The organism is Nocardia brasiliensis IFM 10847 (assembly GCF_000710915.1).
GTDB lineage: Bacteria > Actinomycetota > Actinomycetes > Mycobacteriales > Mycobacteriaceae > Nocardia > Nocardia brasiliensis_A.
Genome location: NZ_BAUA01000202.1, coordinates 1 through 26,889 on the forward strand (window position 1 = coordinate 1; position 26,889 = coordinate 26,889).

The 26,889-nt window shown below is 69.6% G+C and carries 29 protein-coding genes and 1 pseudogene; 10 read left to right on the forward strand and 20 right to left on the reverse strand.

The features are described from left to right. Window positions 1-619: 619 nt before the first annotated feature. From NBRGI_RS44710 to NBRGI_RS40000, 9 genes are all read right to left on the reverse strand, one after another. Window positions 620-1,213, reverse strand: a complete 594-nt coding sequence (locus NBRGI_RS44710; protein WP_029903040.1) for a hypothetical protein — start codon at window positions 1,211-1,213, stop codon at window positions 620-622. A gap of 244 nt (window positions 1,214-1,457) precedes the next feature. After that, window positions 1,458-1,931, reverse strand: coding sequence for a hypothetical protein (locus NBRGI_RS39965; protein ID WP_029903042.1), 474 nt, complete (start codon window positions 1,929-1,931; stop codon window positions 1,458-1,460). 235 nt (window positions 1,932-2,166) lie between these two features. Beyond that, complete coding sequence (locus NBRGI_RS39970; RefSeq protein ID WP_051728400.1) at window positions 2,167-3,483, reverse strand: MFS transporter; 1,317 nt, start codon at window positions 3,481-3,483, stop codon at window positions 2,167-2,169. A gap of 290 nt (window positions 3,484-3,773) precedes the next feature. Continuing rightward, window positions 3,774-5,207 carry a nitrilase-related carbon-nitrogen hydrolase gene (locus tag NBRGI_RS39975; protein WP_051728401.1) on the reverse strand — a complete coding sequence of 478 codons (1,434 nt, stop codon included), beginning with the start codon at window positions 5,205-5,207 and terminating at the stop codon, window positions 3,774-3,776. Window positions 5,208-5,290: 83 nt separating this feature from the next. Further along, window positions 5,291-5,953 carry a response regulator gene (locus NBRGI_RS39980; protein ID WP_029903048.1) on the reverse strand — a complete coding sequence of 221 codons (663 nt, stop codon included), beginning with the start codon at window positions 5,951-5,953 and terminating at the stop codon, window positions 5,291-5,293. After that, a complete protein-coding gene (locus tag NBRGI_RS39985) occupies window positions 5,950-7,089 on the reverse strand; it encodes a sensor histidine kinase (RefSeq protein ID WP_148311147.1) in 1,140 nt (379 codons plus the stop codon). Before NBRGI_RS39985 ends, NBRGI_RS39980 begins: the two co-directional genes overlap by 4 nt. Before the next feature lie 89 nt (window positions 7,090-7,178). Further along, window positions 7,179-7,940: an SDR family oxidoreductase gene (locus NBRGI_RS39990; RefSeq protein WP_029903052.1), complete on the reverse strand. Its 762-nt coding sequence runs from the start codon at window positions 7,938-7,940 to the stop codon at window positions 7,179-7,181. Between the two features lie 167 nt (window positions 7,941-8,107). Continuing rightward, window positions 8,108-8,479, reverse strand: a complete 372-nt coding sequence (locus NBRGI_RS39995; RefSeq protein ID WP_029903055.1) for a hypothetical protein — start codon at window positions 8,477-8,479, stop codon at window positions 8,108-8,110. 109 nt (window positions 8,480-8,588) lie between these two features. After that, a complete protein-coding gene (locus tag NBRGI_RS40000) occupies window positions 8,589-9,155 on the reverse strand; it encodes a TetR/AcrR family transcriptional regulator (protein WP_029903056.1) in 567 nt (188 codons plus the stop codon). A 116-nt stretch (window positions 9,156-9,271) separates the two neighbouring features. Here NBRGI_RS40000 and NBRGI_RS40005 point away from each other — a divergent pair, with 116 nt between their 5' ends. Next, window positions 9,272-9,709, forward strand: coding sequence for a DoxX family protein (locus tag NBRGI_RS40005; RefSeq protein ID WP_029903057.1), 438 nt, complete (start codon window positions 9,272-9,274; stop codon window positions 9,707-9,709). Between the two features lie 119 nt (window positions 9,710-9,828). Here the strand turns inward: NBRGI_RS40005 and NBRGI_RS40010 are convergent, their stop codons facing one another. The 6 genes and pseudogenes from NBRGI_RS40010 to NBRGI_RS40035 all read right to left on the reverse strand — a co-directional run bounded on the left by NBRGI_RS40010 (window position 9,829) and on the right by NBRGI_RS40035 (window position 15,251). After that, window positions 9,829-10,230, reverse strand: coding sequence for a PaaI family thioesterase (locus NBRGI_RS40010; protein ID WP_029903059.1), 402 nt, complete (start codon window positions 10,228-10,230; stop codon window positions 9,829-9,831). 36 nt (window positions 10,231-10,266) lie between these two features. Then, window positions 10,267-11,481 carry an MFS transporter gene (locus NBRGI_RS40015; RefSeq protein ID WP_051728404.1) on the reverse strand — a complete coding sequence of 405 codons (1,215 nt, stop codon included), beginning with the start codon at window positions 11,479-11,481 and terminating at the stop codon, window positions 10,267-10,269. 84 nt (window positions 11,482-11,565) lie between these two features. Next, a pseudogene (locus tag NBRGI_RS40020) lies at window positions 11,566-12,687 on the reverse strand (transcription termination factor Rho, short form); the annotation flags it as partial. A 364-nt stretch (window positions 12,688-13,051) separates the two neighbouring features. Beyond that, window positions 13,052-13,744 carry a hypothetical protein gene (locus tag NBRGI_RS40025; RefSeq protein WP_051728403.1) on the reverse strand — a complete coding sequence of 231 codons (693 nt, stop codon included), beginning with the start codon at window positions 13,742-13,744 and terminating at the stop codon, window positions 13,052-13,054. 224 nt (window positions 13,745-13,968) lie between these two features. Then, the gene (locus NBRGI_RS40030; protein ID WP_029903068.1) at window positions 13,969-14,718 is read right to left on the reverse strand and encodes an SDR family oxidoreductase; all 750 of its coding nucleotides are present in this window, start codon (window positions 14,716-14,718) and stop codon (window positions 13,969-13,971) included. Between the two features lie 26 nt (window positions 14,719-14,744). Beyond that, window positions 14,745-15,251, reverse strand: a complete 507-nt coding sequence (locus tag NBRGI_RS40035) for a hypothetical protein (RefSeq protein WP_235211270.1) — start codon at window positions 15,249-15,251, stop codon at window positions 14,745-14,747. Window positions 15,252-15,377: 126 nt separating this feature from the next. Between NBRGI_RS40035 and NBRGI_RS40040 the strand changes: the two genes are divergently transcribed. Next, entirely contained in the window at window positions 15,378-15,884 is a 507-nt protein-coding gene (locus NBRGI_RS40040) for a sigma-70 family RNA polymerase sigma factor (protein ID WP_029903072.1), read from the forward strand. 38 nt (window positions 15,885-15,922) lie between these two features. Here NBRGI_RS40040 and NBRGI_RS40045 read toward each other — a convergent pair whose 3' ends face one another. After that, entirely contained in the window at window positions 15,923-16,528 is a 606-nt protein-coding gene (locus NBRGI_RS40045) for a hypothetical protein (RefSeq protein ID WP_029903074.1), read from the reverse strand. A 358-nt stretch (window positions 16,529-16,886) separates the two neighbouring features. On the opposite strand from NBRGI_RS40045, the gene NBRGI_RS40050 reads away from it, so the two are divergent. The 3 genes from NBRGI_RS40050 to NBRGI_RS40060 all read left to right on the forward strand — a co-directional run bounded on the left by NBRGI_RS40050 (window position 16,887) and on the right by NBRGI_RS40060 (window position 19,770). Then, window positions 16,887-18,236 (forward strand): N-acetylmuramoyl-L-alanine amidase, encoded by a 1,350-nt coding sequence (locus NBRGI_RS40050; RefSeq protein WP_029903076.1) that lies wholly within the window; start codon window positions 16,887-16,889, stop codon window positions 18,234-18,236. A 77-nt stretch (window positions 18,237-18,313) separates the two neighbouring features. After that, the gene (locus NBRGI_RS40055; RefSeq protein ID WP_029903078.1) at window positions 18,314-19,363 is read left to right on the forward strand and encodes a CobW family GTP-binding protein; all 1,050 of its coding nucleotides are present in this window, start codon (window positions 18,314-18,316) and stop codon (window positions 19,361-19,363) included. A gap of 215 nt (window positions 19,364-19,578) precedes the next feature. Then, window positions 19,579-19,770, forward strand: coding sequence for a hypothetical protein (locus tag NBRGI_RS40060; protein ID WP_029903080.1), 192 nt, complete (start codon window positions 19,579-19,581; stop codon window positions 19,768-19,770). Here the strand turns inward: NBRGI_RS40060 and NBRGI_RS40065 are convergent. The 4 genes from NBRGI_RS40065 to NBRGI_RS40080 all read right to left on the reverse strand — a co-directional run bounded on the left by NBRGI_RS40065 (window position 19,760) and on the right by NBRGI_RS40080 (window position 23,612). Beyond that, window positions 19,760-20,740, reverse strand: a complete 981-nt coding sequence (locus NBRGI_RS40065) for an AraC family transcriptional regulator (RefSeq protein ID WP_029903082.1) — start codon at window positions 20,738-20,740, stop codon at window positions 19,760-19,762. The genes NBRGI_RS40060 and NBRGI_RS40065 overlap by 11 nt on opposite strands. 158 nt (window positions 20,741-20,898) lie before the next feature. Further along, window positions 20,899-21,336: a molybdenum cofactor biosynthesis protein MoaE gene (locus NBRGI_RS40070; RefSeq protein WP_029903084.1), complete on the reverse strand. Its 438-nt coding sequence runs from the start codon at window positions 21,334-21,336 to the stop codon at window positions 20,899-20,901. Beyond that, window positions 21,323-22,324, reverse strand: a complete 1,002-nt coding sequence (gene moaCB, locus NBRGI_RS40075; protein ID WP_029903087.1) for a bifunctional molybdenum cofactor biosynthesis protein MoaC/MoaB — start codon at window positions 22,322-22,324, stop codon at window positions 21,323-21,325. Before moaCB ends, NBRGI_RS40070 begins: the two co-directional genes overlap by 14 nt. Window positions 22,325-22,364: 40 nt before the next feature. After that, on the reverse strand, window positions 22,365-23,612 hold the full coding sequence (locus NBRGI_RS40080; RefSeq protein WP_029903089.1) for a molybdopterin molybdotransferase MoeA: 1,248 nt from the start codon (window positions 23,610-23,612) through the stop codon (window positions 22,365-22,367). 139 nt (window positions 23,613-23,751) lie between these two features. Between NBRGI_RS40080 and moaA the strand changes: the two genes are divergently transcribed. The 5 genes from moaA to NBRGI_RS40105 all read left to right on the forward strand — a co-directional run. Next, entirely contained in the window at window positions 23,752-24,810 is a 1,059-nt protein-coding gene (moaA, locus tag NBRGI_RS40085; RefSeq protein WP_029903091.1) for a GTP 3',8-cyclase MoaA, read from the forward strand. After that, window positions 24,803-25,045: a MoaD/ThiS family protein gene (locus NBRGI_RS40090; protein WP_014987278.1), complete on the forward strand. Its 243-nt coding sequence runs from the start codon at window positions 24,803-24,805 to the stop codon at window positions 25,043-25,045. The genes moaA and NBRGI_RS40090 overlap by 8 nt, the downstream gene beginning before the upstream one ends. Before the next feature lie 106 nt (window positions 25,046-25,151). Beyond that, window positions 25,152-25,865 (forward strand): YciI family protein, encoded by a 714-nt coding sequence (locus tag NBRGI_RS40095; RefSeq protein ID WP_029903093.1) that lies wholly within the window; start codon window positions 25,152-25,154, stop codon window positions 25,863-25,865. 115 nt (window positions 25,866-25,980) lie between these two features. Next, window positions 25,981-26,694, forward strand: coding sequence for a YciI family protein (locus NBRGI_RS40100; protein WP_029903095.1), 714 nt, complete (start codon window positions 25,981-25,983; stop codon window positions 26,692-26,694). Window positions 26,695-26,714: 20 nt separating this feature from the next. Then, the coding region (locus NBRGI_RS40105) for a sigma factor (protein WP_268808472.1) at window positions 26,715-26,889 on the forward strand (175 nt) is incomplete at its 3' end.

The following is a 26,889-nucleotide window of genomic DNA, read 5'->3' on the forward strand; positions in this document are numbered from 1 at the left end:
CCGGTGCGGGAGCCGCCTGTGCGTCCGGTGCCGCTGGTGCGGGTGCGGCCGGTGCGGGTGCCGCCTGTGCCGGAGCTGCCTGTGCGTCCGGTGCCGGTGCGGCCGGTGCCGGTGCGGGAGCCGCGGGAGCGGCTGGCGCTGGTGCGGCTGGCGCTGGTGCGGCAGGTGCGGCCGAGTCAGGCGCGCCTGCGGCGATGCCCGCGAACATGCATGTCGCGGTCAGCCCAGCGGCGGCCGCGATCCCGATCGTGCGCTTCATGTGTAGCCCCTTCTCGTCTCGATATCTCGCCTCGAAGTGGTACATGCGTACTCGAACATCAAACGCCCAACTCGTCACCGGCTCGGCACAATGCGCGAAAAAGACCTGTCTTGCTGCTCCTTTGCGGTCGAGGGCCGGCGCCGACCGCCAGTGCGTTCCCCCGCGCCGCTGTCGAACTTGCGCCGTTCGGCGTCGTCGCCGAGCATGACCCGGCGGCGACGCCGAACGACTCCGGTTCGCTGCGGCCGATGCCTCCTGATCGCCGGCAAGAGGCACGGCTACCGGGTGCGCCGTGTGGCGGCCGTCAGCGAATCCGCAGGGCGGTCCGCACCGCCCTGGCGGGATACCTGGCTGCCGGAACTAGAACGGCAGCTTCAGGTCCGGTATGCCGGGCAGGGCCGCCCCGCCGTTCCCGCCCATGAAGGGCAAGCCTTCGAGCGGATTGGTGCCGTTCAGGCCGGGCAGGTCACCGAGCATCTCGGACGGGTCCGGCAGCTGTGCCCCGCCCTGCAGGCCGCCGCCGTCAGGGCCGACCTGCGCTCCGCCGTTTGCTCCGCCGCCGCCGGGTGTCTGTGCGCCGCCTTGCAGGGTGCCGCCATCGGGGCCGACTTGCGCGCCGCCGTTTGCTCCGGCTCCGCCCGGTCCCTGTGCGCCGCCTTGCAGGGTGCCGCCATCGGGGCCGACCTGCGCGCCGCCGTTTGCTCCGGCTCCGCCCGGTCCCTGTGCCCCGCCCTGCAGGCCGCCGCCGTTCGGGCCGACTTGCGCGCCGCCGTTCGCGCCCGCGCCGGGCGCCTGTGCGCCGCCTTGCGCGGTGCCGCCCTGCGGGCCGACCTGTGCGCCGCCCTGTGCACCGGGAGCTGTGCCCGGGCCGGGCTGAACGGCCCCGGCGACGCCGGTGAATATGAGTGATACGGCTACACCAGCAGCCGCCGCCGATCCGATCATGCGTTTCATGTAAAGCCCCTTCTCGTATCGAAGTGGTACATGCGTACGTGCTGATCAAACGTTCAACACGATAGTGGCTCAGATCACTATGAGCAAAACTGGTCGGTATGAAACGCGGAAAAGTCACCGAATCGGTGTCGAAAAAAAGCGTCGCCGCCGGGACGAACCCGGGCGGCGACGCTGGTTGATTCCGTCTGTGCCGCGCTGGGCCCACTTCGCCGCGCGGAACGGATCGTCTATCGATGGTGGCCGGTCATTCGGTCTTCTTACCGGATCCGTTCTTCTCGGTTCCGCCGTTCTTCTCGGCGCCGCCACTCTTCGGGGTTGCGCCGTTGCCGTCGGATTCGCCGCTGCGCTGTGCGCCACCGTTCGGCGCCGTGCTGGTGCCGTCTTGGGTGCCGTTGCCGGTACCGCTCTGGTCCGGGCAACCCGGCGTGTCAGCGCTGCCGTTGTCGTCGGTGGGCGCCGCGATCGGTGCTTTCGCGCTGCCGCTGTCCAGCATGCCGGTCAGGGGATCGGACGTGCCGCTCGGCTGGGTGCCGGACTGCTGATTGCCGGTGCCGTCGGCGGGGACGTCGCCCGATTGCGGGCTCGTGCCTTGCTTGCACTGCTCGGTCGTCGGTGGTTTGGCGTCCTGCCCCGGCTCGAACGCGTGCGCGGCGGCGCCGGAGAACAGCAGGGCTGCGGCCGCGCCGGCGGCGACCGCGGTTCCTAGCTTGTAAATCATGTGTAGCCCCTTCTCTGATCGAAGTGGTACATCTGCGTGGATATCAAACGTTCAACACGCTAGTGCGGGCGCGCGGCGATCCGGGATAACCACCGGTACCGCTGGCAAGTCCGCATGATTCAGGTGTTTATCGGGGGCTACCGCAATTTCGAAAGAATTGACCGGCCCGGAAAACAGGAGATGACCGAGGCGAAAATCGAGAATCGCCTAGGCCATTTCCGTGCTGCCGTTCGGGTCAGGGCGCCAGGGCGGCTCCCGCGGGTCCGGCGGGGATGATGGCCGGCGCGTCCTCGCCCGCGTCGGGCACTTCGGTGCCGCGCAGCGAGGTGCCCGCGGTTTCGCGCAGGAAGCACCAGGCGACCAAGCCGATCAGGCTGGCGCCGATCATGTACGCGGCCGGGAACAGCGACCAGCCGGTCGACTCGATGGCGGCCTCGTTGACCAGCGGAGCGGTGCCGCCGAAGGCGGCGGTGGAGACGTTGTAGGCCAGCGCGAAACCCGCGTAGCGGACCTGGGTCGGGAAGATGGCGGGGAAGGTCGAACTGATCGTGGACAACTGGGGGACGTAGAGCAGTCCGAGCACGATGAATCCGATGATCGCCCACGCGGTGCCCTGACCCATCAGCCAGTACATGGGCAGGGCCAGCACTGCCAAGCCGACCAGCGAGAACAACCACATCGGGCGGCGGCCGACGCGATCGGACAGGCGGCCGAAGAACGGCAGCGTGACCATCATGACCGTCTGGCCGATCAGCATCATCGCGGTAGTGCCGGATTCGCTGATGCCGATGGTCTTCTGCAGGTAGGTCGGCTGGTAGGTGAGCAGCGTGTAGTTGACGACGTTGAGCGCGACGACGAGCCCGCCCAAAGTGAGCAGCTCCCGCCGGTAGGTGGTGACGAGTTCGCGCAGCCCGTGCAGGCCGCCGGGCCGATGCTCCTGATCGGTCTGCTCGGCGACCTCCGCGACCTCGGTGAACACCGGGCTCTCGTCGAGCCGTGAACGCAGGTACCAGCCGACCAGCCCGAGCGGGACGGCCAGCAGGAACGGGATGCGCCAGCCCCAGTCGTGCATCGCGTCGGAGCCGATGGCGAGCTGGCAGACGAGCACCGTGGCCGAACCGCCGACGAAGCCCGCGAGCGTGCCGAATTCCAGGAAGCTGCCCAGGAAGCCGCGGCGTTTGTCGGACGCGCATTCGGCCAGATACGTTGCGGCGCCGCCGTATTCACCGCCGGTCGAGAAGCCTTGCACCACCCGCAGGCCGATCAGCAGGATCGGGGCGAACACGCCCACGCTGCTGTGTGTCGGCAGGATGCCGATGGCCCCGGTGGCCGCGGCCATCAGCAGGATCGTCGTGGCCAGCACGGCTTTGCGGCCGATCCGGTCGCCGAGCGGTCCCCACACCATGCCGCCGAGCGGGCGCAGGACGAAGGAGACGGCGAAGCCGAGCATGGTGCCGAGGGTGCCGAGTTCGCCGGGGAAGAAGGCATCGGTGAGGTAAGTCGCGGTCGCCGCGTAGACGCCGTAGTCGAACCACTCGGTGGCGTTGCCCATCGCGGACGCGGCGACCGATCGCCGTAACGGAAAACTCTCCGGTTTCTGATCAGTCACTGCATTTCCTCTCCAGTCCGCGGACGGACGTTGACCTCGCTTCCAACCTCCGGGGTCTTGACGGCCAGAGACTGGGCACGAAATAGACCGGTACCCAGGTTTCAACCAGCGCAAACAGGCGGTGCCGCGGGCGGATTCGGCCCGCAGGGGGTGTGACCTGCGACGAAGGGGGCCACTGTGCGAATGATCACAGAACGATAACGGTCTGTGTGCTCGGTGCCGCCCGCTGGGCATCAACCCTGCGAATCGGTGCGCGACCTCTCGGCTTTTCGACCCCCGGCCGCGGCGACGAAGGCGCCGGCCCACACCGCCACGCAGACCCAGCCGAACCAGTTCCCGAACCGCGCGTACACCGTGGCCGCTTCGGTCAGCGGTATCCGCGCGAACACGGTCCGCGTGACGCCGACATCGGTGCGCGCGGACGCGAGAACCCGGCCGCGACTGTCGCTGGCCACCGATTCGCCGAGTTGCGGCGCGCGGGCCACGCCGAGTCCGAATTCCACACCGCGCAGCACGGCCATCCGGCTGTGCAGCCAATAGTCGTCGGTGAAATCGAGCGCGGGCGCCAGGAGCAAGCGCGCACCGCGGCGCTGGTTCGCCCGGACCAGATCGGGATGGTCGAGGTCGTAACAGATCGCCAAGGCCCACGGGCGGCCGGGCACCTGCTGCCACTGGGTGCCCGGCCGGTGCTCGTCCTCGAGGCCCGGGATCAGGAAGTGTTTGGCGTAGCGCACGCCGGAGGGGAATTCGATGGCGGCGTTGTAGCTGGCGCCGCCGGTGGTCAGGACGAGACCGGCCACCACGTGGACATCGCGCCGCCGCGAGACCTCGGTCAGCGGTTCGGCGAGCAGTGCGAGCGTGGCGTCGTCGGCCCGCCAGGACTTTTCGGGCAGCACCACGACCTCGGCGCCGTGATCGGCGAGTTGCTCGATCTCGCGAACAACACGGGAGACCATCTCCCGTCCCGCCGCGGAGTCCACGGGGACGTATTCGGGTGGCTGTCTCACCGCGACCAACCCCACTGCGACCGTGTCGGTCTCGGGCGTCGCGGCCAGTCGCCAGCAGCCGAACGCGAACAACGCAGCCACACCGGCAGATACCACTGCCGTCGTGCGAAGGCGCTGTGCCCGAGTGATTTCCGCCGCGCAGAGAACCGCGATCGCGGAAGCCGGGAGCAGCATCAGGAAGGTGAGGCCCCATACGCCGGTGAGTGAGGCCGTCTGGATCAGGGGCAGCAGGTCGGCCTGGCTGTAGGCGATACTCCACCAGGCGCCGAACGGACCCGCCACCGCCAGCAGGAATTCCACGCCCGCCCACGCCGCGGGCAGTGCCAGCACCGCGAAACCTGCTCGCCCGCGCAGCAGCAGCGCGCGGGTGAGCACGACCACGCCGCCGAACAGCACGGTGGTTCCGCCGAGCAGCAGGACCGTCACGGGGGCCGGTTGTTCCAATGTGTCGCGGAAATAGGGCCACAGCTGGGCAACCACGCCGAGCCAGGACAGAGCTCCGGCCAGGAAGGCCGCTGCGGCGGACACCCGCGAGACGAGCAGCAGGACCGGCAGCGGGGCGAGGATCGCCAGTCCTGGCAGCGGCCGTAACCCGGTGCCGAGATGCCAGAGCAGTGCGGAGGTCGCGATCGCCAGTGCGGCGGGTAGAAAACGTTTCACCCCCTGAATATTCGAGCTGCGCGGGGCGGGGCACATCGCCGAGACGAGCGGTCTGCGACTCACTCCTACGGCGGAGCGCGCGGTCAGCGACGCCCGCCCGGCACCACCAGTCCGGCCTCGTAGGCGAACACCACCGCCTGCGCCCGATCCCGCAGCCCGAGTTTCGAGAGTACCGAGCTGACATGGGTTTTCACCGTGTGCTCGCTGACCATCAGCGCCGCCGCCAGTTCCGCGTTCGACAGCCCGCGCGCCAGCTCGCGCAACGTATCCCGTTCGCGCTCGGTCAGCTCGTCGAGGCGCTTGGTCAGCTCGGGACGCGGGCTGCCGCGGTGACTCAGCTCGGCGATCAGGCGCCGGGTCACGGTGGGCGCCAGCAGCGCCTCGCCCGCGTTCACGACGCGCACCGCGTCGATCAGCTCCTCGCGGCGCAGGTCCTTCAGCAGGAACCCGCTGGCGCCGGCCTGTAGCGCGTCGTAGACATACTCGTCGAGGTCGAACATGGTGAGTACCAACACTTTCGCTGAGGTGCGGGCGCAGATGCGCCGGGTGGCGGCGACGCCGTCCAGCCGCGGCATGCGCACGTCCATGACCACTACGTCGGGGGTGAGCGAGTCCGCCTTGTCGATCGCTTCCAGACCGTCGGCGGCCTCGCCGACCACCGTGATGCCGGGATCCGCGGCGAGGATCAGGCTGAATGCCGCGCGGAACAGGTCCTGGTCGTCGACCACCAGTACGCGCACGCTCAACCCCGCTGTCCGAGTGGAAGTTCGGCGTCGACCGCGAAGCCGTCGGCGCTGCGGCCGTGCCGCAGCGTGCCGCCGGAGCCGGTGACCCGCTCACGCATGCCGAGTAGTCCGTAGCCGGGCCGGGGCGCGCTCGCGGGACCCGCGCCGTTGTCCGAAACACGCACGGTGAGTGCGTGATCCGACCAGTGCAGTAGCACGCGCACGCGGTTGGCCCGCGCGTGCTTCGCCGTGTTGGTCAGCGCCTCCTGCACGACCCGATACGCGGTGACCGCGACCTCGTCGGCGATCGCGCGTCGCGGGCCGTCCTCGTCCAGCTCCGCGTTGAGGCCGGTGCGTTCAGACAGTGCGACGAGGTCGGCGATCGCCTCGATGCCCGGTTGATGCGGCGGGTCGGCCGTTTCGCCGCGCAGCGTGCCCAGCGAACATCGAAGTTGTTGCACCGCAACGCGACCGGTCTCCGCGATACCGCCGAAGACGGCATCGGCGCGCGCCGGGTCGGTGCCGGTGAACAAAGGGCCGGTCTCGGCCTGCACGATCATCGAACCCACCGAATGGGTGATGATGTCGTGCATGTCCCGCGCGATGCGCAGGCGTTCGCGGTCCAGTGCCGCGCCGCGTTCCTCCTCGAGCCTGCGGGCGCGTTCCTCGAGCATCTCGATCTGCGTCCGGCGGGCCCGCACCCCCGTGCCGAGCGCCCACGCGGTGAGGAACGACATGGCCGCGTAGGCGTAGGAATCGGGGCTTTCGTCGGGGATGATCAGCGACAGCAGGATGCCGGCCGCACCCGCGCCGAAGGCCACGTGCCGTCGGCGGGGCGGGCTGTAGGCCGCGATGGTGTAGGCGCAGACGATGGTGCCGTACGGCAGTGCGGGCATCGCGTGCGCGCACGCGAGCAACGTGATCGCCGGGCCGACGATCAAGAAGGTCGTCACGGGTGCGCGCCGACGCCACCACACCGGCACGGACGCGAGGGCCGAAAGCAGCACGACCCACCATGGCTGCCGCGCCAGCACCGTCGGTCCCACACTCGCGACGGTGACCACCGCGGTCAAACCGAGATCGATCGCGCCGCCCGGCAATCGCTCGATCATCCGCCGGGGCGTCTCGTCGACGGCCGCCCTCACGTTCCTGCGCACAGCAGTCAGTCTGGGCCGCGGCCGGACCGCACCGCCTCACCCTCCGGATTGATCCGCGCCTCCCCCTGACGGATGAGTCGCCGCAGCGCTCAGCCCACGTGTTCGGCGAGGAACTGCTCCCAGGTCCGCTCGCCGAGCTGAGTCCCGTCGAAGGTCAGGTTCGCGCCGACCCGATAGGCCTTGCCCGCCTTGCCGGGGAGATACACCGGCAGCAGCAACCGTCGTTTACCGGCGGCCCGCAGATAGTCGCGGACCACCTCGCCCAGTCCGTAGACGGTCGGTCCGGCGAGGTCCGCGACCAGCCCGGCCGGCTCCGCCTGCACCAACTCCACCAGCCGCCGGGCGACATCGCGGACGTCGACCGGTTGCAGCCGCATGCCAGTCGGAATCGGCACCACCGGCAACTTCGCCAGCGCGCGCACCGCGGTGAGTGCCAGATCGTGGAACTGCGCTGCGCGCAACGTGGTCCACGGCACCCCCGACTCCGCGACGATGCGCTCCGACTCGGCCTTGGCCCGGTAATAGCCGAGCGGAATCGCGTCGGCCGCGATCACCGAGATGTACACCAGGTGCCGAACCCCGGCTCGCGCCGCCGCGTCCATCAGGTTCGCGGTCACCACCTCGTCGCCCTTCGGCCCGCCGGCCAGATGCAACACCACCTCGACGCCGTCGACCGCGGTCGCGACCCCCGTGCCCGTCAGCAGATCGCCGGTCACGTACTCGATTCCCGCTGCGGGCTCCTGTGTGTTCCTGCTGAGTAGCCGCACCTCGGCCCCTGCCGCCACCAGCAGCGGAACCACCTGTCGCCCCAAGGTCCCGGTCCCGCCGGTGACCAGAATCGTGCCGGTCATGATTTCGTCCTGTCTGCTCGTGGCCGCTTACAGAGAAGACGAAATACGTGCGCCGAATGTGACAGGTGAGACCGGGGTCACCGCGGCCGCGACTTCCGGTAGCTGGGTGCGACGCTCGAATGCGTTTCCCGACACGGGGTTCGAGCGACGATGTCCGGCATCGGGGGTCAGCTGGGCCAGGTCTCCTCGACGATGAAGGTGCCGTTCTGGACGGCGGCGGCGTGGTGTCCGGCGACCACGTCGGGCGGGTAGGTCGGCCACAGGGTGATCGCACCGGAGGCTTTGTCGATGGTGCTCACGGTGCCGCCGATGGGCAGCGGCCCAGGCGGGGTGCGGGATTCGGTGGGCGCCGGGGGCGCGAAGGTGGCCACGACGACGAAACAGCTGTCGAACTCGGTGATCCGGTTGGTGACACCGCGCCCGGCGTCCGCGTCGAAAGCCAGGTAGCGCTCGGCGAGTCGCTCCGCTTCGGCGAGGGTCACCGGGGTGGTGCACTCGGTCGGGTAAGCATGGATGTCCATCGTGTCGACGGCGGCCACGGGTGTGGCGCCAGCTCCTTTCCGCAATCCTGCTGCCCCACTGTGCCGTACGGGCGCGGTGGTTGTTCACGTTGTCCGGGATTTGCTGTCCGGCGGAGAAGTTTGCCGGTCAGTCGAAGTGCACCGTGGCCAGCATCCGGCGGGCCAGCGTCTCGGGATCGGCGCCGGCGGCGAGACTCGAATTGTCCAGTGCCCCTTCTCGCCACAGCGCGGCGAAGCCGTGCACCAGGGACCAGGCCGCGAGCTGTGTCGACTGCTGGCGGTCGGCGTCGCCGGGGTGGATGGTGACGCTGCCGACGCGCAACGCCGCACCGGCCCGCAGCCGGGCTGCGGCCAAGCGCGGATCGTCGTCGCGTAACAGGGTGTGGCGGAACATCACGTCGAAATGGCCGGGATGCTCGCGCGCGAAGCGGATGTAGGCGACGGCGACCTCGCGGAAGTCCGGCCCCGCGGCTTCCAGTGCGGTCCCGAGCAACTCGAAACCCTCGACGGCCAGCGCGGTCAGCACGCCCGCGCGGTCGCCGAAATGATGTGCGGGCGCCGCGTGCGAGACCCCCGCCCGGCGGGCCAGCTCCCGCAGGGATACCGCGTCGACGCCGTCGCTCGCGATCTGCGCGGCGGCCGCAGCCAGGATGGTGGCCCGCAGATCGCCGTGGTGGTAACCGGTTTTCGCCATGTCTCGATGGTGCCCGAGAATCTAGTCATTGACAAGTTTGCGGGAGCGTCCTAATCTTTCCACTGTCAAGATTGAGCGCGGGCAGCTGATCCAGCGCAAGACATGGAGGAGGCCTGATGGCACCGCTGATCGTTCTCGTCGTCATCACCGCAGTGGCTCGGCTCATCGGCCTGCTGGCCGGACCCGCGTGGCTCGATTCGTGGCCGCACGCCACCGCACTCGGCCTCGCGGCGATGTTCGTGCTCACCGCCAGTGCGCACTTCCTGTCGCCGCGCCGGGAAGCCCTGATCGCCATGGTGCCGCCGCAACTGCCCGGCCCGGCCGCGCTGGTCACGCTCACCGGCGTACTGGAACTGCTGGGGGCGGCCGGGCTGCTCATCCCGGCCACCGCGAAACTCGCCGCGGTGGCACTGATCGCGATGATGGTCCTGATGTTCCCGGCCAATATCCGAGCGGCCAAGGCGGGCACCGGCATCAAGACCATGCCGCTGCCGCTGCGCACGGTGGTCCAGTTGGTCTTCATCGGCGCGCTGAGCGTCGTGCTCTTCGGCTGACCGGGGCGAAGCCCGTCCGCGCGGCGAATGTGCTTGCGCGGCCGGGCTTTCGAGTGTCCGGGGTCAGCCGATGGTGCGCGCCTTCGCGATGGCGCGGGGCAGCAACGGTGGCCGCGCGCCTACCGCACCGCCTGGGTTTGGGCCACCTTGGCGACGAGTTTCCCGGCGTCGTCGCGTATTTCGGTTTCGACGACGATGAACGAGCGGCCGGCGTGCAGCGGCGTGGCCGAAGCGGTGGCATAGCCGGAGCGGACCGCGCGCAGGAAGTTCGTCTTGGATTCGACGGTGGTCGTGCCCTGCGCACCCTCGGGCAGATTCAGATAGGCGCACACCGCGCCCGTCGCGTCGGCCAGCGACATCAGCACCCCGCCGTGGACGACACCGCCCAGGGTGCACAGCGATTCGTCCCAGGCGAGGCGGCTGCGGACCAGAGCGGGGCCGTGCTCGAGCACCTCGATGCCGAGCCGCTCGGTGAACGGCATGGTCTGGTGGAAGAGCATGGTGCCCGTCTCGTCGATCATGGTGACGATCTTGCCCGTGGGGTGGGGCCGAGTCGATTACCCCCGTGGTAATGGTGTGGGGTCCGGCCAGGTGTGTCGTCGCAGGGCGTGCATCGCCACCGTGACGAGTACGAGCGCCGCGGTCAGCCCGCCGAGCGATAGCAGCGTGCTGGGCGTGGTCCGGTCGAGGACGCCGCCCCCGGCCAGCGCGCCGAGGGCGAACGTCGCCTGGAACGCGGCGGTGAACAGCACGGCGGCGGCCTCCGGCACCGTCGGCGCGGCCTTGCCGAACCAGGCCTGCGAGGACACCGGTACCGCGCCGTAGCCGAGGCCCCAGACAACGAGCAGGCACAGTGCGCCCGGTAGCGATCGGCCGAGCACCGGCAGCAGCAGCGCGGCGAGCGCGATCAGCGCCGCCGCGCACCCGAAGGTGGCGCGCGGGTACCGGGAGATCGTGGCACCGCCCAGGAAATTGCCGAGAATGCCCGCGACGCCGTAGCTCAGCAGCACGAGCGTGACGAGTCCCGGGCCGAGCCGGGGCACCTGCTCGAGAAACGGCGTCACGTAGGTGTAGGTACCGAAGTGCGCGAAAACGACGAGAAACGTGGCCAGCAGCGCGAATCGGATATTGCTGCCGCGCAGCAGGGCGCGCAGCACGGCCGCGTCGGTGCCGCGGCGGGCGGGCAGCGGCGGCAGGAACACCACCAGCATGCCGAGTACCAGCGCGGACAGCGCACCGAGCGCTGCGAAAGTAATACGCCAGCCCGCGATCTCGCCGAACAGCGTGCCCGCGGGCACGCCGAGCACGGAGCCGAGCGGCACCGCGGCGAAGATCACGGCGTTGGCCCGGGGCGCCGCGGCGGCGGGCACGAGGCGCTCGGCCAGTCCGGCCGCGATGGACCAGAAGCCGCCGATGGTGACGCCGACGAGTACCCGGGACACCAGCACGAGCGGGTACGCGGACGCCACGGCCATCAGCACGTTCGCCGTGACGAGCAGGAACATGAACAGGCACAACATTATTCGGCGATCGACCTGGCCGGACGCGACGGTCACCACGGGCGCGGCGACGGCGGCGATCAGTCCGGGCGCGGCCATCATCAGCCCGGCGTTCCCGTCGGAGACGGTGAAGTCGGCGCCGATCGAGGTGAGCAGTCCGATCGGCAGGATCTCGGTGGTGACGATCGCGAAGATCGCGATGGTCACCGCGGTGACGGCGAGTCGGCCGGCGCGCGCGTTCGGAGCGGATGTCGTTGCGGGAGTGGGGAGCATCGTGGCCACGTCGCCAGTCCAGCAGCGGGCGGCGGGGGACTCCGGCGGGTTTCGGCCGGGACCGTATCGAGGGCGAAAACCCGCTCAGCGGCGCATGGGGGCGAGGAACTCCGCGTTCGTCTCGGACTTGCGCAGACCCTCGAGCAGCAGGTCGAGCGCCTGTTGGCCGTCCAGTGTGCTGAGCGTGCGGCGCAGCGTGTCGACCGTGGCGCGCTCGTCGGGCGCGAGCAGCAATTCGTCGTGGCGAGTACTGGATTGGGCGATGTCGACGGCGGGAAAGACACGCCGGTTCGCGGCGGCGCGATCCAGTTTCAATTCGGCGTTACCGGTGCCCTTGTACTCCTCGAAGATCACCGTATCGGCCACCGATCCGGTCTCCACCAAAGCGGTGGCGATGATGGTGAGCGAGCCGCCGTGCTCGAAATTGCGGGCCGCGCCGAGGAAGCGCTTGGGCGGGGCGAGGGCGGCGGCCTCGACACCGCCGGACAGCACGCGGCCCGAGGAAGGGCTGGCCAGGTTGTAGGCGCGGGCGAGCCGGGTCAGCGAATCGAGCAGCACGACCACGTCGCGGCCCATCTCGGCGAGGCGTTTGGCGTGCTCGATGGCGAGTTCGGCCACCGCGACGTGCTCCTTGGCGGGCTGGTCGAAGGTGGACGCGGCCACAGCGGCGGGCACCGCACGGCTGAGGTCGGTGACCTCTTCGGGACGCTCGCCGACCAGCACGAGCATGAGTTCGCATTCGGGGTGGTTCTTCGCGATGCCGTGCGCGATGGCTTGCAGCACAGAGGTTTTGCCCGCCTTGGGCGGTGCGACGATGAGCGCGCGCTGCCCCTTGCCGATCGGCATGACCAGGTCGGTCACCCGGGTGGTGAGGGCGTGCTGCTCGGTTTCCAGGCGCAGGCGTTCGTTGGGGTGGATGGGTACCAGCTCGGCGAAGGACGGCCGGGCGGTGAGTTTGCCGGGGGACTGCCCGTTGACCGTCGCGACCGTCAGCAGCGGCGCGGGTTTGTCGTCCGTACTCGCGGATTGCGCTGTGCCGGTGAGGAAGTCACCGCGGCGCAGGTGGTGCGTGCGGACGAGGCGCTGGGGCACGATGAGGTCGAGCGGGCTGGGTGCGTAGCCGTCGACGCGCAGGGTGGCCCGGTTTCCGACGATGTCGAGGATACCGGTGACCGAGCGCGTGGACTGCTCAGAAGTATTGGTGTTCATGGGTTTTCCTTCAGGTAAGGGTTCGTGGGTACGGCGAACGGCCGGATATGCGACGGCGTCGTGGGACGCGTCGTCGGAGGTGGGATCCTCGAAATACCGGAGCGGCGCTGAAAGCCGGATTCGGAAAGGGATCTCGGAATTCCTGTGGGAGGAGCTACCTACATCCACAAGGAGAAGACCTGGCCGAGAGTACCTGGTCGATCTACACCACGCAAGAGTGGCGCATCCAGCAGGCAGAACGACCTGCGCCGCGCGCATATTCCCGGCGTCGTGCGGTCGCGCCGACCTTCGAACACGACGATGCCCGGTACGGGACGCGAAATGCGTCCCGTACCGGGCATCGGAAGGAAGGTGCTGCGGGTTATCCGTAGACGGCGCTGAAGAACTGGATCGCGCTGGCGATGCCGACCGGGACGCCGAGCAGCACCATGCCGGCCGCCGCCCCGAGGGCGATGCCGACGCCCGCGCCGGCGAGGCACAGGCCGATCGGACCCGCGAAGAACGTCGGCACCACGAGCGGAGCACCGATGATGGCGCCGGCGACGCAGCCGAGGATGCCGCCGACGATGGTGCCGACCAGGGTGCCGATCGCGGTGGCCAGGCCGAATTGGGTGGCGGCGGTGCTGAGCGCGGTGTTGAAGTCGGCGCCCGCGATGTCCTTGGCCTCGGCCGGCTTCAGCATGGCGGCGGGGCGCGCCGTCGCCGGGTCGGTGCTCGGCGTGAAAGTGGCGGTGTTGCCGTCGATCTGGGCCGCGATCGGCCATTCCAGGCCGTCTTTGAGATATGTCAGCGGCATTCCGGCAACCAGGCGACCCTGATTGTCCAGAACCTGGAACTGCGTGCCCTGGGTGGTCAGCGAACCGGCGTCGGTCTTCAGGACAACCGATTTGTCCACCACATTCGCGGTGTAATGGATGCCGGGCAGAATATCGGTCTGCACGGTCGTTCCGGGGGCCGGGGCCGGGTCGACAGGCGCCGCGTAGGCGGTGCCGCTCGTGATGCCGATGGCCGCGATGACCAGGGTGGACGCGGCAGCGAACTTCTTGACCTTCATGTACCTCAAACACTTTCCTCAGCAGGAGCACCTTCGGCCCCTCGGGGGCTCGAGCCGGCGCGGCCCATAAATACGAACCTCCGCACAGGTTCGTCGGGGTTTATTACGCGAACGTAACAAGCACTGCAAAGGAAGCGTCAAATAGCGACGGAAGGTGTTAAAGAAATATAAATTCGGACATTCAGCTAACTCTCAGCGTCCGTTTATGTGGCGCACAGCACTTTTCAGCTGATGCGCTGGACCACCGCACCCGGCAGCCGCGGCAGCACCAGATCGATCAGCCGCCACGGCCACGCCGGGACGCACGCCCGCCGCTGTTCCTTTTCGATCGCGCCCACCATCGCCGCGACGCCCTTCGCCAGCGGCGCCACCAAACGCGCGTCACCGGCCTTGGCGGCCATGTCGGTGGCGATGAATCCGGGCAGCAGGGTGGTGACGGCGATCGGCGAGTTCGCCAGTTCGGTGGACAGCGCCTGTCCGAGTGCGGCGAGACCGGCCTTGCTCGCCGAGTACGCGGCCTTCTTGCCTGGCAGCCCGCGAATCGCGCTCATCGAGGACACCAGCACCAGGTGTCCGGCGTGCTGGGCGTGGAAGATCTCCAGCGCCGCCTCGGCCTGGGCCAGCGCGCTGACGAAATTCGTTGTCGCCGTGGCGATATTGGCGTCCGCTCGGCCGGTGCCGAGTACTGCGCCCTTGCCGATGCCCGCGTTGACGATCACCCGGTCCAGCCCGCCGAGTTCGTCGCGCAACTCGCCGAACACCCGCGGCACCGCCGGATGGTCGTCGACGTCGAGCGCGCGGACGGCGACCGTGCTGCCGGGGTGCGCCGCGCGGATTTCGTCACGCAGCGCGGTCAACGCGTCCAGGCGACGAGCGCACAGCGCGAGATCGCGGCCCTTGCTCGCGAAATCGCGGGCCATCGCCGCGCCGAGCCCGGCGCTCGCGCCGGTGATCAGAATCTTCGTCCGCGTCATGGCACGACGATAACGAGCACGGGCGCTCAGCCGCCGAACGATCCCGAGCGGGGCGGCGCCGGTACCAGCCGCCACGGCCCGCAGTTCTTCGTCGTGAACGCCACATCGGTGGGCTTGATCTCCGCGAGCACCCGGCCGCCACGGGTGTAGTCGTTGCCGATGATGTTGCGCATGTCGGTGTTGTCGCCCTCGACTTTCCACAACCTGCGCCAGTCGCAAGGGTGATCGCGGTCCGGCGCGCCCGGCGCCTCCCACCAGCCCGGGAAGATATCGACGCCCACCAGGTAGAGGCCGTCCTCGGGCATCGTGTTCGCGGGTTCCGCGGCGGCCGTCGCGGCGCCGAGTAAGGTCAGCGCGGACGCCATGGCACCCGCGGCAAGAAGCGTGCCTGCACGCATGGTGATGTTCTCCTCGAATCGTGCTCCGACTGCCGCGCAGCGGTTGACCTGGGAGATCGGCGAATCTCCGGGGCCAAGATCTACCAGAGGTCGCAGCTGGATGTGGCGCATTTCGCTTTTCTTGTCGCGATGCATGACCGGTTCGCCCGCGCTGTTGTCATCGGTCCGGTCCGCCGCGATATCTCAGGTATGACGTGTGCTCGGCTCGAGTCCGGCCGGACAGCTCGGCGGCCGGTTCCCTGCGGTGCCGCCTGCGCGGGGTTGTGTACCGACGCCGGGCTTGCGGCGATACTGGCGAGCGACCGAGCCCTGCTGCACTGGCGCGCGGTGCGGATGCTGGGCGACAGCGGCCTGGCCGAGCAGGCGGTGCAGGAGTCGCTGCTGCGGGCGTGGCGTTCGTGCGCGTACTTCGACGAAACCAAGGGCACCGTGCGCACCTGGCTGTTGACCATCCTGCGCAACGTCGTCATCGACACGGCCCGCTCGCGCGCCGCCCGTCCCGGCGACACCGGGTGGGACGAGATCGGCGAGCTGAGCGATGTCCGCTACGCCCACCCCGACTTCTCGGAGGGCCTGGTCGACGGACTCCTCGTCGCCGAGTTGCTCTCCCGGCTCCCCGCGTCGCAGCGCGAAGCGGTGATCGAGGTGATCCTGCGCGACCGCGCCTATCAAGAAGTGGCCGACGATATCGGCGTCCCCGTGGGCACCGTGAAAACCCGCGTCCACTACGCCCTGCGCTCCCTGCGCAGGCTGCCCCGCGGCGCCTGAGCCGTCGAACGCGCTGCACCTCCCGCGCGGTCGCTCGCCTATCCGCCGCGCCGGGTGACGAAGTCGAACTCGAGGTATTGCTCTGCGGCGGAAGGGATATGGGTGAGGGTCAGGTCGGCGAGGTTGCCCTGGTCGGTCTGCACGCAGAGGTGGCTGCCGGTCGTCAGGTGGTAGACGTCGTCCAGCGTCTGCGTCCAACTGACCGTGGGGATCGCGGCGCAGCGGTCGGCGCCGGTACGGGTTCGGTCCTGCGGTACCGCGAAGCGCGCGTTGCCGTCGGTCATGGCGTTGAGGGAGTCGGCGGTTTTGGAGGGGCTCATATCGACCCCGGGCACGTTCTGATCCCGCACCTGCCCGTTGTCCAGGTCGATGCCTTCGACGTTGATCAGTTTGGCGTGCCCTTGCGCCAGCGGCGGTTCGACCGTGGTCGTCGGAGTGGCGGTAGTCGCGGACGGCGGCGGCGTCGAGGGCGACGGAGGGATCGGCGGCTCGGCGGAATCGGGCCCGGAACACTGCGCGATGCCGAAGATCAGCGCGACCACCGCGCCGACCACGCCCGCCGCGCTGCCGACCACGGTCCAGAAGTGGGTCGATCCGTACCTGCTGCCGCTGCGCGCGGGCGGTGCGGGTTCGTGCTCTGCCATCTACTGCCCCCTGGTGCCGGAAATATCGGAATCGGGCACAGGCGTAAACGCAACCCGCGCCGCAGAAGCGGTACCGCGCGATCGGCTGAACACCAAAAACCTTACACAGCAACGGCTCTCTCGATGGCGGATTCGCCTGGGACGTTCCCGGGTGACCGAGTCGCGTCGACCGCTCCGGCTGAACGATTGCTGAACTCGCTGCTGTCGGGCAGGTGACCAACTGTGAACACACATCTCCTGCGGTAACGGTTCAGTAACTGGTGTTGCTATCCTGATGCTTGCGTTGCCAGAGTGAACCACTGGGTTTGGTGTTACTAATGGGAAGGGAGAGGTGCCCGGCCCCGGGTGCCGACCGAACATGAAGCAGCCAAGCATCATCAAGGCCGGAGTAGCTTCCGCCGTCACGGCCGCGGTCACGGTGACGCTGTCCGGGCTCGTCCCGGGTACCGCGGCAGCCGGCCCCGCCTTCCCCGAGATGGCGAAGAAGCTGACGGGCAAAACGGTGTTCCTCGACCCGGGTCATCAGGGGCCCGGACACGGCGAGAACGTGGCCAAGCAGGTCAGCGACGGTCGCGGCGGTATGAAGGACTGCCAGACCACCGGGATGACCACGGTGCACGGCGTTGCGGAACACACCATCAACTGGAATGTCGCGCAGTTGGTGCAGACCTCGCTGGAAAGTCTCGGCGCGCGCGTGGTGCTGAGCAGGCAGGACGACCAGGGCTGGGGCGGCTGTATAGACGAGCGGGCCGCGGCCGCGAACAAGTCGGGCGCCGATGTCGCGGTCAGCATCCACGCCGACAGCGCGCCCGCCGACCAGCGCGGCTTCCATCTGATCGTGCCCGAGCTCCCCATTCCCGACGCGATGATCGACAAGGTCCAGTCGGGTGCGGGTCTGGCGGCGTCCAAGGCGATGCGCGACGCGTACTTGCAGTCGGGCTTCGTGCCGGCGCCGTACGCCAGTGCCGATGGCCTGATGTCGCGCAGGGATATCGCCGGTCCCGCGCTCACCAAGATTCCCGATGTGTTCATCGAGATGGGCAACGGCGCCAACCTGGACGACGCGGCACAGCTGGAAAGCCGAGAGGGACAGCTGAAGCACGCGATGACCATCACCACGGGGTTGGTCAGCTACCTGCTCGGTCCGCCGGGAACCACCCCCGCGGCGGCCGCAGGGGCGGACAACGCGCCCGCGCCGCAGCCGGATCCGTCCCCGGTACCCGCTGCTGCGCCGGATCCGTCTCCCGTGCCCGCTGTCGCGCCGGTGCCGGCGAACTCGCCGCTGCAACCGCATCCGGCGTCGATCGATCCGCCGGGCGGACAGGCCGCACCGCAGACGCTGACCCCGCTGCCCGGACAGGCCGCGCCGCAAGCCCAGAATGTGCCGCAGGCCCAATCGGTGCCGAACGCGCCGTCCGCCCCGAACACGCAGACCGCGCCGCAGGGCCAGGCCTCGCCGTTCACGCCGCCCGCGCCCGGCACCCAGCAATCCACGCCGGGCACCCAGCAGAGCCCGTCCCTGCCGGGCACCGGCCCCTCCACGGACACCCCGAGCGATATGGCGGCCGTCCGCGAAATCATGGACATGGTGCTCGAACTGGTGATGCCGCTGGCCAAGGCGCTGGGCGTGGACAACAACATGGTCACCGCGGAGTTGATCAATCTCGCCTACGCGCTCGCGGCCAAGTTCCTGGCGCCGGCCAAGTAGCGCGTCTTCGGCAGCATCGAACGGCACCCTCGTCGAGGGTGCCGTTCGGCGCTTCGGCGGTGCCGGCGCCGCGCAGTATGGTGGTCGGCGTGGCTGACCGGATACCTGTTGTGATCGTCGCGGGGTTTCTCGGCTCCGGGAAGACGACGCTGCTCAACCACCTGCTGCGCAACAGCCGCGGCACCCGGATCGGGGTGGTGGTCAACGACTTCGGTGCGATCAACATCGACTCGATGCTGGTGGCCGGGCAGGTCGACGCGATGGTCTCGCTCGGCAACGGCTGTGTCTGCTGCGCCGTCGACGTCAGCGAACTGGACGAGATGTTCACCCGCCTGGCGCAGCCGCGCGCCAAGATCGACGTGATCGTGGTGGAGGCCAGCGGTCTGGCCGAGCCGCGCAACCTCATCCGCATGGTGGTGGGCAGCGACAACCCGCGCATCCGCTACGGCGGTCTGGTCGAGGTGGTCGACGCCGAGCAGTTCCCGGCGAGCAGCACGCGTCATCCCGAGCTGAGCACGCACCTGCGACTGGCCGATCTGGTGGTGGTGAACAAGGCCGATCGGGTGCCCGCGAGCGAGCTTGCCGCACTGCGACAGGATATTTCGGCGGTGGTCGGGCAGGTCCCGGTGTACGCCACCACGCACGGCAGGCTCGAGGCGGGCCTGCTGTTCGACGAACCGCTGCGGGAAACTCCGCGCGTCGCCGAGCAATTGAGCTTCGACGCGCTGCTGCACGAACACGAGCACGAATCCGGGCACGCGGAGCACCGCCACCTCCACGACGACTACGTCAGCGTGTCCTTCACCAGCGAGCGGGAATTGGACCCGCGCCGGTTGATCGAGTTCCTGGAGGATCCGCCGCCCGGCCTGTTCCGGGCCAAGGGCTTCGCCGCGTTCGCGGTCGCCGAGGAGCGCCGCAAGTTCGGCATGCATCTGGTCGGGCGGCACCTGGTGTTCGAGCCGCAGCACTGGGCCCGCGGCGAGCAGCGCGTCACCCAGCTGGTGCTGATCGGCGCGGGCATGGACGTCGAACTGGTCCGCAAGCGGCTGGACGACACCGTGCACACCGCCGAAGAGTGGCTCGATCCGCAGTCGCTGCTCGGGGTCTGGCGCTACACGCCGCACTGATCCCACGATTTGGCATCGATTCCGCGAAAGTTGGCGCGTTCGGTCCGAAACTGGCGCGTTCGGTTGTGGCGGCGGCGCGAGGCGGACACGAGACTGTCCTGGTGCCCGCCGCGTCGGCACGTGCGCATTGGAGCGAGCATGCCGCGCGACGTGTCGGGGTCGGCGCACCGATTGACGATCGAGTAGATCCGTTTGGCGACCGATGGGAGTTTTCCGTGTTGGATTCGCAGGAGAGCGCCACCGCGTACGTGATCGAGGTGCTGGAGGCCAAAGGGACCGCCACGCGCTACGACTTCGACGTGCCCAGCATTGTGGCCGAGTCGCACGCCGTCGCCAACGGCTGGGATTTCCGCGGTATCGAGGACGCCACGTTCTGGGGGATCGCGGCGCGTTTCCTCAAGCCGTGATCGACCAGCGGCGCGCGGCGCGGCGCATCGAGCCCGCGTCCGAGTAGCCGAGGAGTTCGGCCTGGCGCGCTGGACTCAGCTTGCCCGTCGCGGTCGCCGCATCGAGCCGGGCGGTGCGCGCCCGGTCCAGTTCCTGCCGCCACGTCGTGCCCGCCTCCCGCAGGCGGCGTTGCAGCGTCCGTGGACTGGTGGCCAGGCGGCGGGACACCCGATCCAGGGACACGTCGCCGGACTCCAAGGCGTCGGCCAAGGCGGCCGCGACGCGTTCGGGCCAGGCGCCGGCCAGCGGCGGCGGGGGCGGCAGCGCCTCGGCGAGTGGTCGCAGGATGGCGGCGAGCACCGGGTCGCTGGTGGTGAGCGGCAGGTCCATGTCGGCCGCGCGGAAGACCATCGCGTCCACCGGCGCGTCGAACTCGATCGCGGTGGTGCCGAACACCTCGACGAACGTGCGCACCTGCGCGGGCGCCGATTGGCGCAGCGAAACCCGCAGCGGCACAAGGGGTTCTCGGACCACCCTGCGGGCGCGGCTGAGCACGGCGGTCAGTCCCCACAGCTGGGTGAGGTCGCGGCCGCGGCCCTCGCCCCGGATCATGTCGAGATACAGGGTGACCTCCTCGTCGTTCTCCGCGACCAGATCGAAACGGTGATTGGTGGTCACCGCGGTGACGTACGGCCCGCAGGTGGCCAGGCCCGCGCCGAGGGTCGGCGCGGTGGAGAACAGATAGTCGTAGAGGCCGAGCGTGGGCAGCTGGTAGCGCCGGGCCACGTGCAACGCGACATCAGGGTCACCCAGTCCGTGCTCGCCGAGTTCCCACAGCCGGGAAAAGGTGTGGCTGGGCAGGTGCACGTCGTCACCGGCCATCGTCCATTCCGGTAGCCCGGTCTCCTTGATCAGCCGGTCGCGATCGAGCCCGGCCGCGCTGAGTTGAGAGATGACGAAGCGGTGCAGCAGAACCTGATCGGTGCCCATCGCGTCCTCCCGTGTCTCGCGGGGGTCCCCGCCACCCCGGTGCTGTGCTGAACGGCTGCGCTACGCAGGTCCGGCCGAGCTCGCCGTCGATGAACTGCGCGCGCGGAAACGCTAACCCCGGCGTATTGATTCGTCATAGGATTCAAGTCACGGGCTTGTTACGCCCCACAGGCATTGACCCATTCGGACAATCCGTCGGCGAACAGCTGCCGTTTCCAGATCGGCACCTCGTGTTTGATCCGGTCCACCAATTCGGCGCACGCGGTGAACGCTTCGGCGCGGTGTGCCGCGGCGACGGCAACGACGATCGCGTCGTCGCCGATCGTCAACTCGCCCACCCGGTGAACGGCCGCGACCGGCAACTCCGACGCGGCGGCCAGTTCGGCGCAGACTTTGCGCAGGAAGCGCTCGGCCTCCGGGTGCGCCGAGTACTCCAGCGCGGCGACCGCCTGGCCGCCGTCGTGGTCGCGCACCTTGCCGGTGAACACCACGACCGCGCCGTAGTGCGGTCCGGTCACCGCGGCCTCCACCTCGGCCGCGTCGAGCGGCTGGGCGCTGATCCGGGCGAGCCGGACCGTGGGTTCAGTTGTCGTCATGGTTGCCGCCTCCGGCTACTTGCGCGAGCAGATGATCGAGCAGTGGTTCGAGCACCGCGATACCGTCTTTGACGCCGCCGGGGGAGCCCGGCAGGTTCACCAGCACCGACCGGCCGGACAGCCCGGCCACGCCGCGGCTGAGCGCCGCGAGCGGAAATTTCGCGGTGCCGCGCTGGCGGATCGCCTCCGCGACGCCGGGGAGTTCCCGGTCGAGCAGGGCGAGGGTGGCCTCGGGGGTCGCGTCGGTCGGCGAGGCGCCGGTGCCACCGGTGCTGACCACCAGTGACGGCTGGAACCGCAGCGCGTCGGCCAGGCCGACGGCGATATCGGCGTCCGCGTACACCAGCGGTCCGCGTACCGAAAATCCGAGGCCCGCAAGCCATTCCGCCAGCACGGGGCCGGTCGTGTCCACCCGGGTGCCCGCGGCCGCGCCGGTCGAGGCGACCACGACCACCGCGGAGCGCGACTCGAAATCGGTTTCTGCGCTGACGGTTTCGGCCACGGATGCGGGTGACGCCGCCGACCGTTCCCAATGTCCGTGCTTGCCGCCGTCTTTGGTGAGCAAACGGACGTCGTTCAGCGTCGCCGCCGGGTCGACCGCCTTCACCATGTCGTGCAGCGTCAGTCCCGCGACGGCCACCGCGGTGAGCGCCTCCATCTCGACGCCGGTCGGCCCCTTGGTCTTCGCCGTCGCCTCGATGGTGATCGCGGTATCGGTGAAACCGAACTCGACCTTGACCGAGGACAACGCCAGCTGATGGCACAGCGGGATCAGTTCCGAGGTCTTCTTCGCCCCGGCGATGCCCGCGATCCGCGCGGTGGACAGCACATCGGCCTTGGGCATGTCGTCGGCGCGCACCAGCGCGATCACCTCGGCGGTGGTCCGCAGCTCGCCCGCCGCGAGCGCGACCCGGGTGGTGTCGGCCTTCGCGCTCACATCCACCATGCGGGCCCGGCCCTCGCCGTCCACATGGGACAACTCACTCATCGCCTACTCCTCGGGTAACTCCGCTGTGCGACAAGGCGTGTCACAGCGTCCACGCTCGTACCACGGCGCCTGCGGGCAGCGTGGTGACCTCGGCGGGAACGTCGATCAGGACGTCGGCCCACGCCATGCTCGCGACCAGGTGCGAGCCGGGGCCGGACACCACCTCGACCGCCTCCGGAAGCTGTTGCGGCGCAGACCGATCGCCGGATTTCGGATGAATCAGCTTGCCGCGCAGGAATTGCCGCTTACCCTGCGGTGAGCGAGCCACCGCGTTGTGCAGCGGCAGGTCGTAACTCGGCGCCGGTGCCAGTCCGGCGAGCCGGCGCAGAATGGGCCGGGCGAACACCTCGAACGACACCATGGTGCTGACCGGGTTACCCGGAAAGCTCAGCACCGGCACCCCGTCGACCACGGTGCGTCCCTGCGGTCCGCCGGGCTGCATCGCCACCGGCCCGAACTGCCCGCCGAGCGGCTCGAGCACGTCCTTGACCACCTCGAAATCACCCTTGGACACCCCGCCGGAGGTGAAGACGACATCGGCGCAGCCGGTCGCGGCGGCGAGCAACTTGCGGAACTGCGCGGGATCGTCGGTGCTGTGCTCGACCGAGACGACGGTGACGCCGTTCGCGGTGAGCGCGGCCGCCAGCGCGATCCCGTTGGAGTTGTAGATCTGCCCGGGGCGCAGGTCGGCACCCGCCGGGACCAGCTCGTCGCCGGTGGTGATGATCGCGGCGAGCACCGGGCGCATCACCGCGACGGCGGGCAACCCGACCGCGGCGAGTGCGGCGATGTGGCGGGGCGCGAGGGTGGTGCCCGCGCGCGCGAGCAGCTCGCCCGCGCGCACGTCGGTGCCCGGCTCCCGGACGAATTCGCCTGCGCTGCGGCCGCGTTCGACCGTCACGGTGCTGTCGTCCGCGCGCGCGTCCTCGACCGGGACCACACAGTCCGCGCCCGGGGGGATCGGCGCGCCGGTCATCACCTTCATCGCCGCGCCCGGCGGCAGCGGTGTCTGCCCCGCGTCGCCCGCCGCGACCACACCGGCCAGCGGCAGCGTCACGGGGGCGACCGCGACGGACGCGGCGCGCACCGCGTAGCCGTCCATCGCCGAATTGCGGAACACCGGCAGGTCGACGGGCGCGCGGACATCGTCGGCCAGCTGCCTGCCCAACGCGTGCGGCACCGCGACGTCCTCGACCGCCCGCGCGGCCAACGGCCGCAACAGCTGTTCGATGCTGTCGCGGTACTCGTCGACCGGCCGGGCCGAGATACTGGCGGGCCTTGGATTCATGCGAGCCAGCGTAATCGGTGCCGATCGGTACCGGCCGCCTGTCCCGCTTGTACGAAGCTCAGAAAAATGTCCGATGATCGGCAACGGTTTCCGTACCTTCGGCGGCTGACCATCGAGGGCCGGAGGTCATAATGGACACGTGACTCTGGTCGAGATGGGGATACCTGCCGTGCGGTCCGGGCGTCCCTCGCTCGACGGACGCCCCGACACGCCCTTCCTGCTGGACCGCTTCGGGCGGGTGGCGCGCGATCTGCGCGTGTCCATCACGGAGAAGTGCTCGCTGCGCTGCACCTACTGCATGCCCGAGGAGGGCCTGCCCGCGATCCCGCCGGACGAGCTGCTGACCGTCGACGAGATCGTCCGGTTGGTGCGGCTCGCGGTGCGTGAACTCGGTGTGCGGGAGGTCCGGTTCACCGGCGGTGAGCCGCTGATGCGCCGGGATCTGGAGCGGATCATCGCGGGCTGCCACGCGCAGGTGCCCGATGTGCCGCTGGCGATGACGACCAACGGCGTCGGGCTCGAACACCGCGCGCACGCATTGGCCGCCGCGGGGCTGCACCGCGTGAACGTCTCGCTGGACACCGTGGATCGCGCGGGCTTCGCCGAGTTGACCCGCCGCGATCGGCTCGGTTCCGCGCTGGCGGGGATCCGCGCCGCCCGCGACGCCGGGCTCGCGCCGGTGAAGATCAACGCCGTGCTGATGCGCGAAACACTCTCCGGCGCAGCGGATCTGTTGCAGTGGTGCCTCGACGAGCAGTGTGCGCTGCGGTTCATCGAGGAGATGCCGCTGGACGCCGATCACGAATGGGCGCGCGCGAACATGGTCACCGCCGCCGAACTGCTCGACGTGCTCGGCGCGCGGTTCACGCTGACCCCCGCCGGTCGCGACGATCCGGCCGCGCCCGCCGAGACCTGGCTGGTGGACGGCGGTCCCGCCACCGTCGGCATCATCGCCTCGGTCACCCGCAAGTTCTGTGACACCTGCGACCGCACCCGGCTCACCGCCGACGGCATGCTGCGCTCCTGCCTGTTCAGCGATCAGGAATACGACTTGCGCCAGGTGCTGCGTTCGGGTGCCGACGACGACGAACTGGCCACGCTGTGGCGCGGTGCGATGTGGAACAAGTGGGCGGGCCACGGTATCGACGCCGAGGGCTTCGTCCCGCCCGAACGCACGATGGGAGCCATCGGTGGTTGAGATCCGCTACTTCGCCGCGATCGCGGACGCCGTCGGCAAGGACCGCGAGCACCTGGACTTCCCGGTCGGCGCGACCGTCGGCGACCTGCGTTCCACCCTGTCCGCGTCGTACGGACCCGATCTGGACAAGATGCTGTCGGTCTGCGCGTATCTGGTCGGTGACGAGCTCACCCGCGATCCCGCCGCCGCCCTGACCCAGCGGGTGGATGTGCTGCCGCCCTTCGCGGGCGGCTAGGGCCTGTTTCGAAAGGCCCGAGCGCCTGATGTAGAGACCCGGTGGCGGTGTTCGTCGCTTGAATAGAGGGGCAGCAGGCCCTTCGATTCGAGGAAGGATGGCGATCATGCAGTACTTGGCGACATTGGTGGGACCCGCGGACGCGCCCTACGCCGAGCCGGGCACCCCGGAATTCGACGCGGAGGTCGCGCGATACGCCGCCTTCGAGGCCGCTGCGGGCGCGGCGATCGCGGGCGGCGTCGCGCTGTTCCCGGCCGAGACCGCCGTCGAACTCCGGCACACCGGCGGCAGGCTGATCACGACCAACGGCCCGTTCCCCGAGCAGACCGAGGTGGTCGGCGGGTTCCTCGTGTTCGACTGCGCGGACCTGGACGAGGCCATCGAGCTGGCCCGGCACGCGCCCGCGGCCGAAGACGGCGCGGTCGAACTGCGTCCACTGGTCCAGTGGGCGCCGCACGACGATCCCGGCCCGGACTGGTGGCTCGCGCTGCTGTGGGAGAACCCGGGCGCGGTGATCGCACCGGGCACCCCCGAATGGGATCCCGCGGTGGCCGAGCACGAGCGGTTCGGTGCGAAGTTCGGCGCGGCGATCCGCGGTGGTGGCGCGGTGCAGCCACCGACGACCGCGACCACGGTGCGGGTCCGGGACGGCCACCTGTCCCTGACCGACGGCCCGTTCGCCGAATCGGCCGACGTGATCGACGGCCTGTATCTCTTCGTGGCCCCGGACCAGGCCGCCGCGACCGAGATCGCGAGCCGGATCCCCTGCGGGGAGAAAGGACACGTAGAACTGCGCCGCGTCGTCGAACTCGACGACTGAGCACGGGACCGCGAGTAGAAATAGTTTCGGGCCGGGTGTAGAGAAATCCGCGCGGCGTTCGTCGTCTGAGTAGGGAAGGGTATCGGACCCCTCCGTTCGAGGAAGGTTGGCGACCATGCACTACTTGGCCACGATTGTCGGCGGCGAATCCGGGCCGAGCGCCGCGCCGGGCACACCGGAGTTCGACGCGGGCGTCGCGAAGTACGCGGCGTTCCAAGAGCAGGCGGCCGCGGCGATCGCGGGCGGCGCGGCGCTCTACCCGTCGGCCACGGCCGTCAATATCCGCGGTGGCGACGGCGAAACCTTGATCACCGATGGCCCGTTCACCGAACAGAACGAGGTGGTCACCGGTTTCTACGTGTTCGACTGCGCGAATCTGGACGAGGCGATCCAGCTCGCCAGGAAGATTCCGGCGGCGGCGCGGGGCTCGATCGAGGTGCGGCCGATGCAGATGTGGCTGCCGCACTCGACGCCCGGCGCCGACTGGTGGCTGGCGCTGCTGTGGTCGCCCCAGGGCGATTTCGTCGCACCCGATACGCCGGAGTGGGACACGATGGCCGCCGCGCATCAGCGGTTCGTCGATCAGGTGGGTCCGGCGATCCAGGGCGGCGGCGCGCTGCGGCCGCCGACCGAGGCGACCATCGTGCGGGAACGTGACGGTGCCCTGCTGCTCGCCGATGGTCCGTTCACCGAGGGCGCCGAGGTGGTCGACGGGCTCTATGTGTTCACCGCGGCGAGTCCGGCGCGGGCCGGCGAGATCGGGGCGCGGATCCCGCGTGGCGAGAAGGGGCGCACCGAGCTGCGCCGGATCGTCGACGTGGGCTTCTGATCGTGCGCGACGGCCAGGACATGGCGATCGACGGCATCTACCGAGCCGAATTCGGCCGTGCCCTGGCCACGGTCGCCCGGCTGGTCGGCGATATCGGGCTGGCCGAGGACGCGGTGCACGAGGCGTTCGCCGACGCGCTGCGCAGTTGGCCGGCGCGCGGGGTGCCGGCCAATCCGGGCGCCTGGATCACCACCG

Coding starts and splice junctions, on each gene's coding strand:
- NBRGI_RS40010 (WP_029903059.1), bottom strand. CDS start 10,230: ATGATCGACGAGACGGGCACCATGCTCTTCCACCAGACCATGCCGTTC.
- NBRGI_RS40015 (WP_051728404.1), bottom strand. CDS start 11,481: ATGCTCCCCACTCCCGCAACGACATCCGCTCCGAACGCGCGCGCCGGC.
- NBRGI_RS40000 (WP_029903056.1), bottom strand. CDS start 9,155: ATGGCGAAAACCGGTTACCACCACGGCGATCTGCGGGCCACCATCCTG.
- NBRGI_RS40050 (WP_029903076.1), top strand. CDS start 16,887: ATGAAGCAGCCAAGCATCATCAAGGCCGGAGTAGCTTCCGCCGTCACG.
- NBRGI_RS39970 (WP_051728400.1), bottom strand. CDS start 3,483: ATGGGCAACGCCACCGAGTGGTTCGACTACGGCGTCTACGCGGCGACC.
- NBRGI_RS40055 (WP_029903078.1), top strand. CDS start 18,314: ATGGTGGTCGGCGTGGCTGACCGGATACCTGTTGTGATCGTCGCGGGG.
- NBRGI_RS40080 (WP_029903089.1), bottom strand. CDS start 23,612: ATGAATCCAAGGCCCGCCAGTATCTCGGCCCGGCCGGTCGACGAGTAC.
- NBRGI_RS40065 (WP_029903082.1), bottom strand. CDS start 20,740: ATGGGCACCGATCAGGTTCTGCTGCACCGCTTCGTCATCTCTCAACTC.
- NBRGI_RS39990 (WP_029903052.1), bottom strand. CDS start 7,940: ATGACCGGCACGATTCTGGTCACCGGCGGGACCGGGACCTTGGGGCGA.
- NBRGI_RS39965 (WP_029903042.1), bottom strand. CDS start 1,931: ATGATTTACAAGCTAGGAACCGCGGTCGCCGCCGGCGCGGCCGCAGCC.
- NBRGI_RS40005 (WP_029903057.1), top strand. CDS start 9,272: ATGGCACCGCTGATCGTTCTCGTCGTCATCACCGCAGTGGCTCGGCTC.
- moaCB (WP_029903087.1), bottom strand. CDS start 22,324: ATGAGTGAGTTGTCCCATGTGGACGGCGAGGGCCGGGCCCGCATGGTG.
- NBRGI_RS40045 (WP_029903074.1), bottom strand. CDS start 16,528: ATGGCAGAGCACGAACCCGCACCGCCCGCGCGCAGCGGCAGCAGGTAC.
- NBRGI_RS40030 (WP_029903068.1), bottom strand. CDS start 14,718: ATGACGCGGACGAAGATTCTGATCACCGGCGCGAGCGCCGGGCTCGGC.
- NBRGI_RS40095 (WP_029903093.1), top strand. CDS start 25,152: ATGCAGTACTTGGCGACATTGGTGGGACCCGCGGACGCGCCCTACGCC.
- NBRGI_RS40100 (WP_029903095.1), top strand. CDS start 25,981: ATGCACTACTTGGCCACGATTGTCGGCGGCGAATCCGGGCCGAGCGCC.
- NBRGI_RS44710 (WP_029903040.1), bottom strand. CDS start 1,213: ATGAAACGCATGATCGGATCGGCGGCGGCTGCTGGTGTAGCCGTATCA.
- NBRGI_RS40070 (WP_029903084.1), bottom strand. CDS start 21,336: ATGACGACAACTGAACCCACGGTCCGGCTCGCCCGGATCAGCGCCCAG.
- NBRGI_RS40025 (WP_051728403.1), bottom strand. CDS start 13,744: ATGAAGGTCAAGAAGTTCGCTGCCGCGTCCACCCTGGTCATCGCGGCC.
- NBRGI_RS40035 (WP_235211270.1), bottom strand. CDS start 15,251: ATGCATCGCGACAAGAAAAGCGAAATGCGCCACATCCAGCTGCGACCT.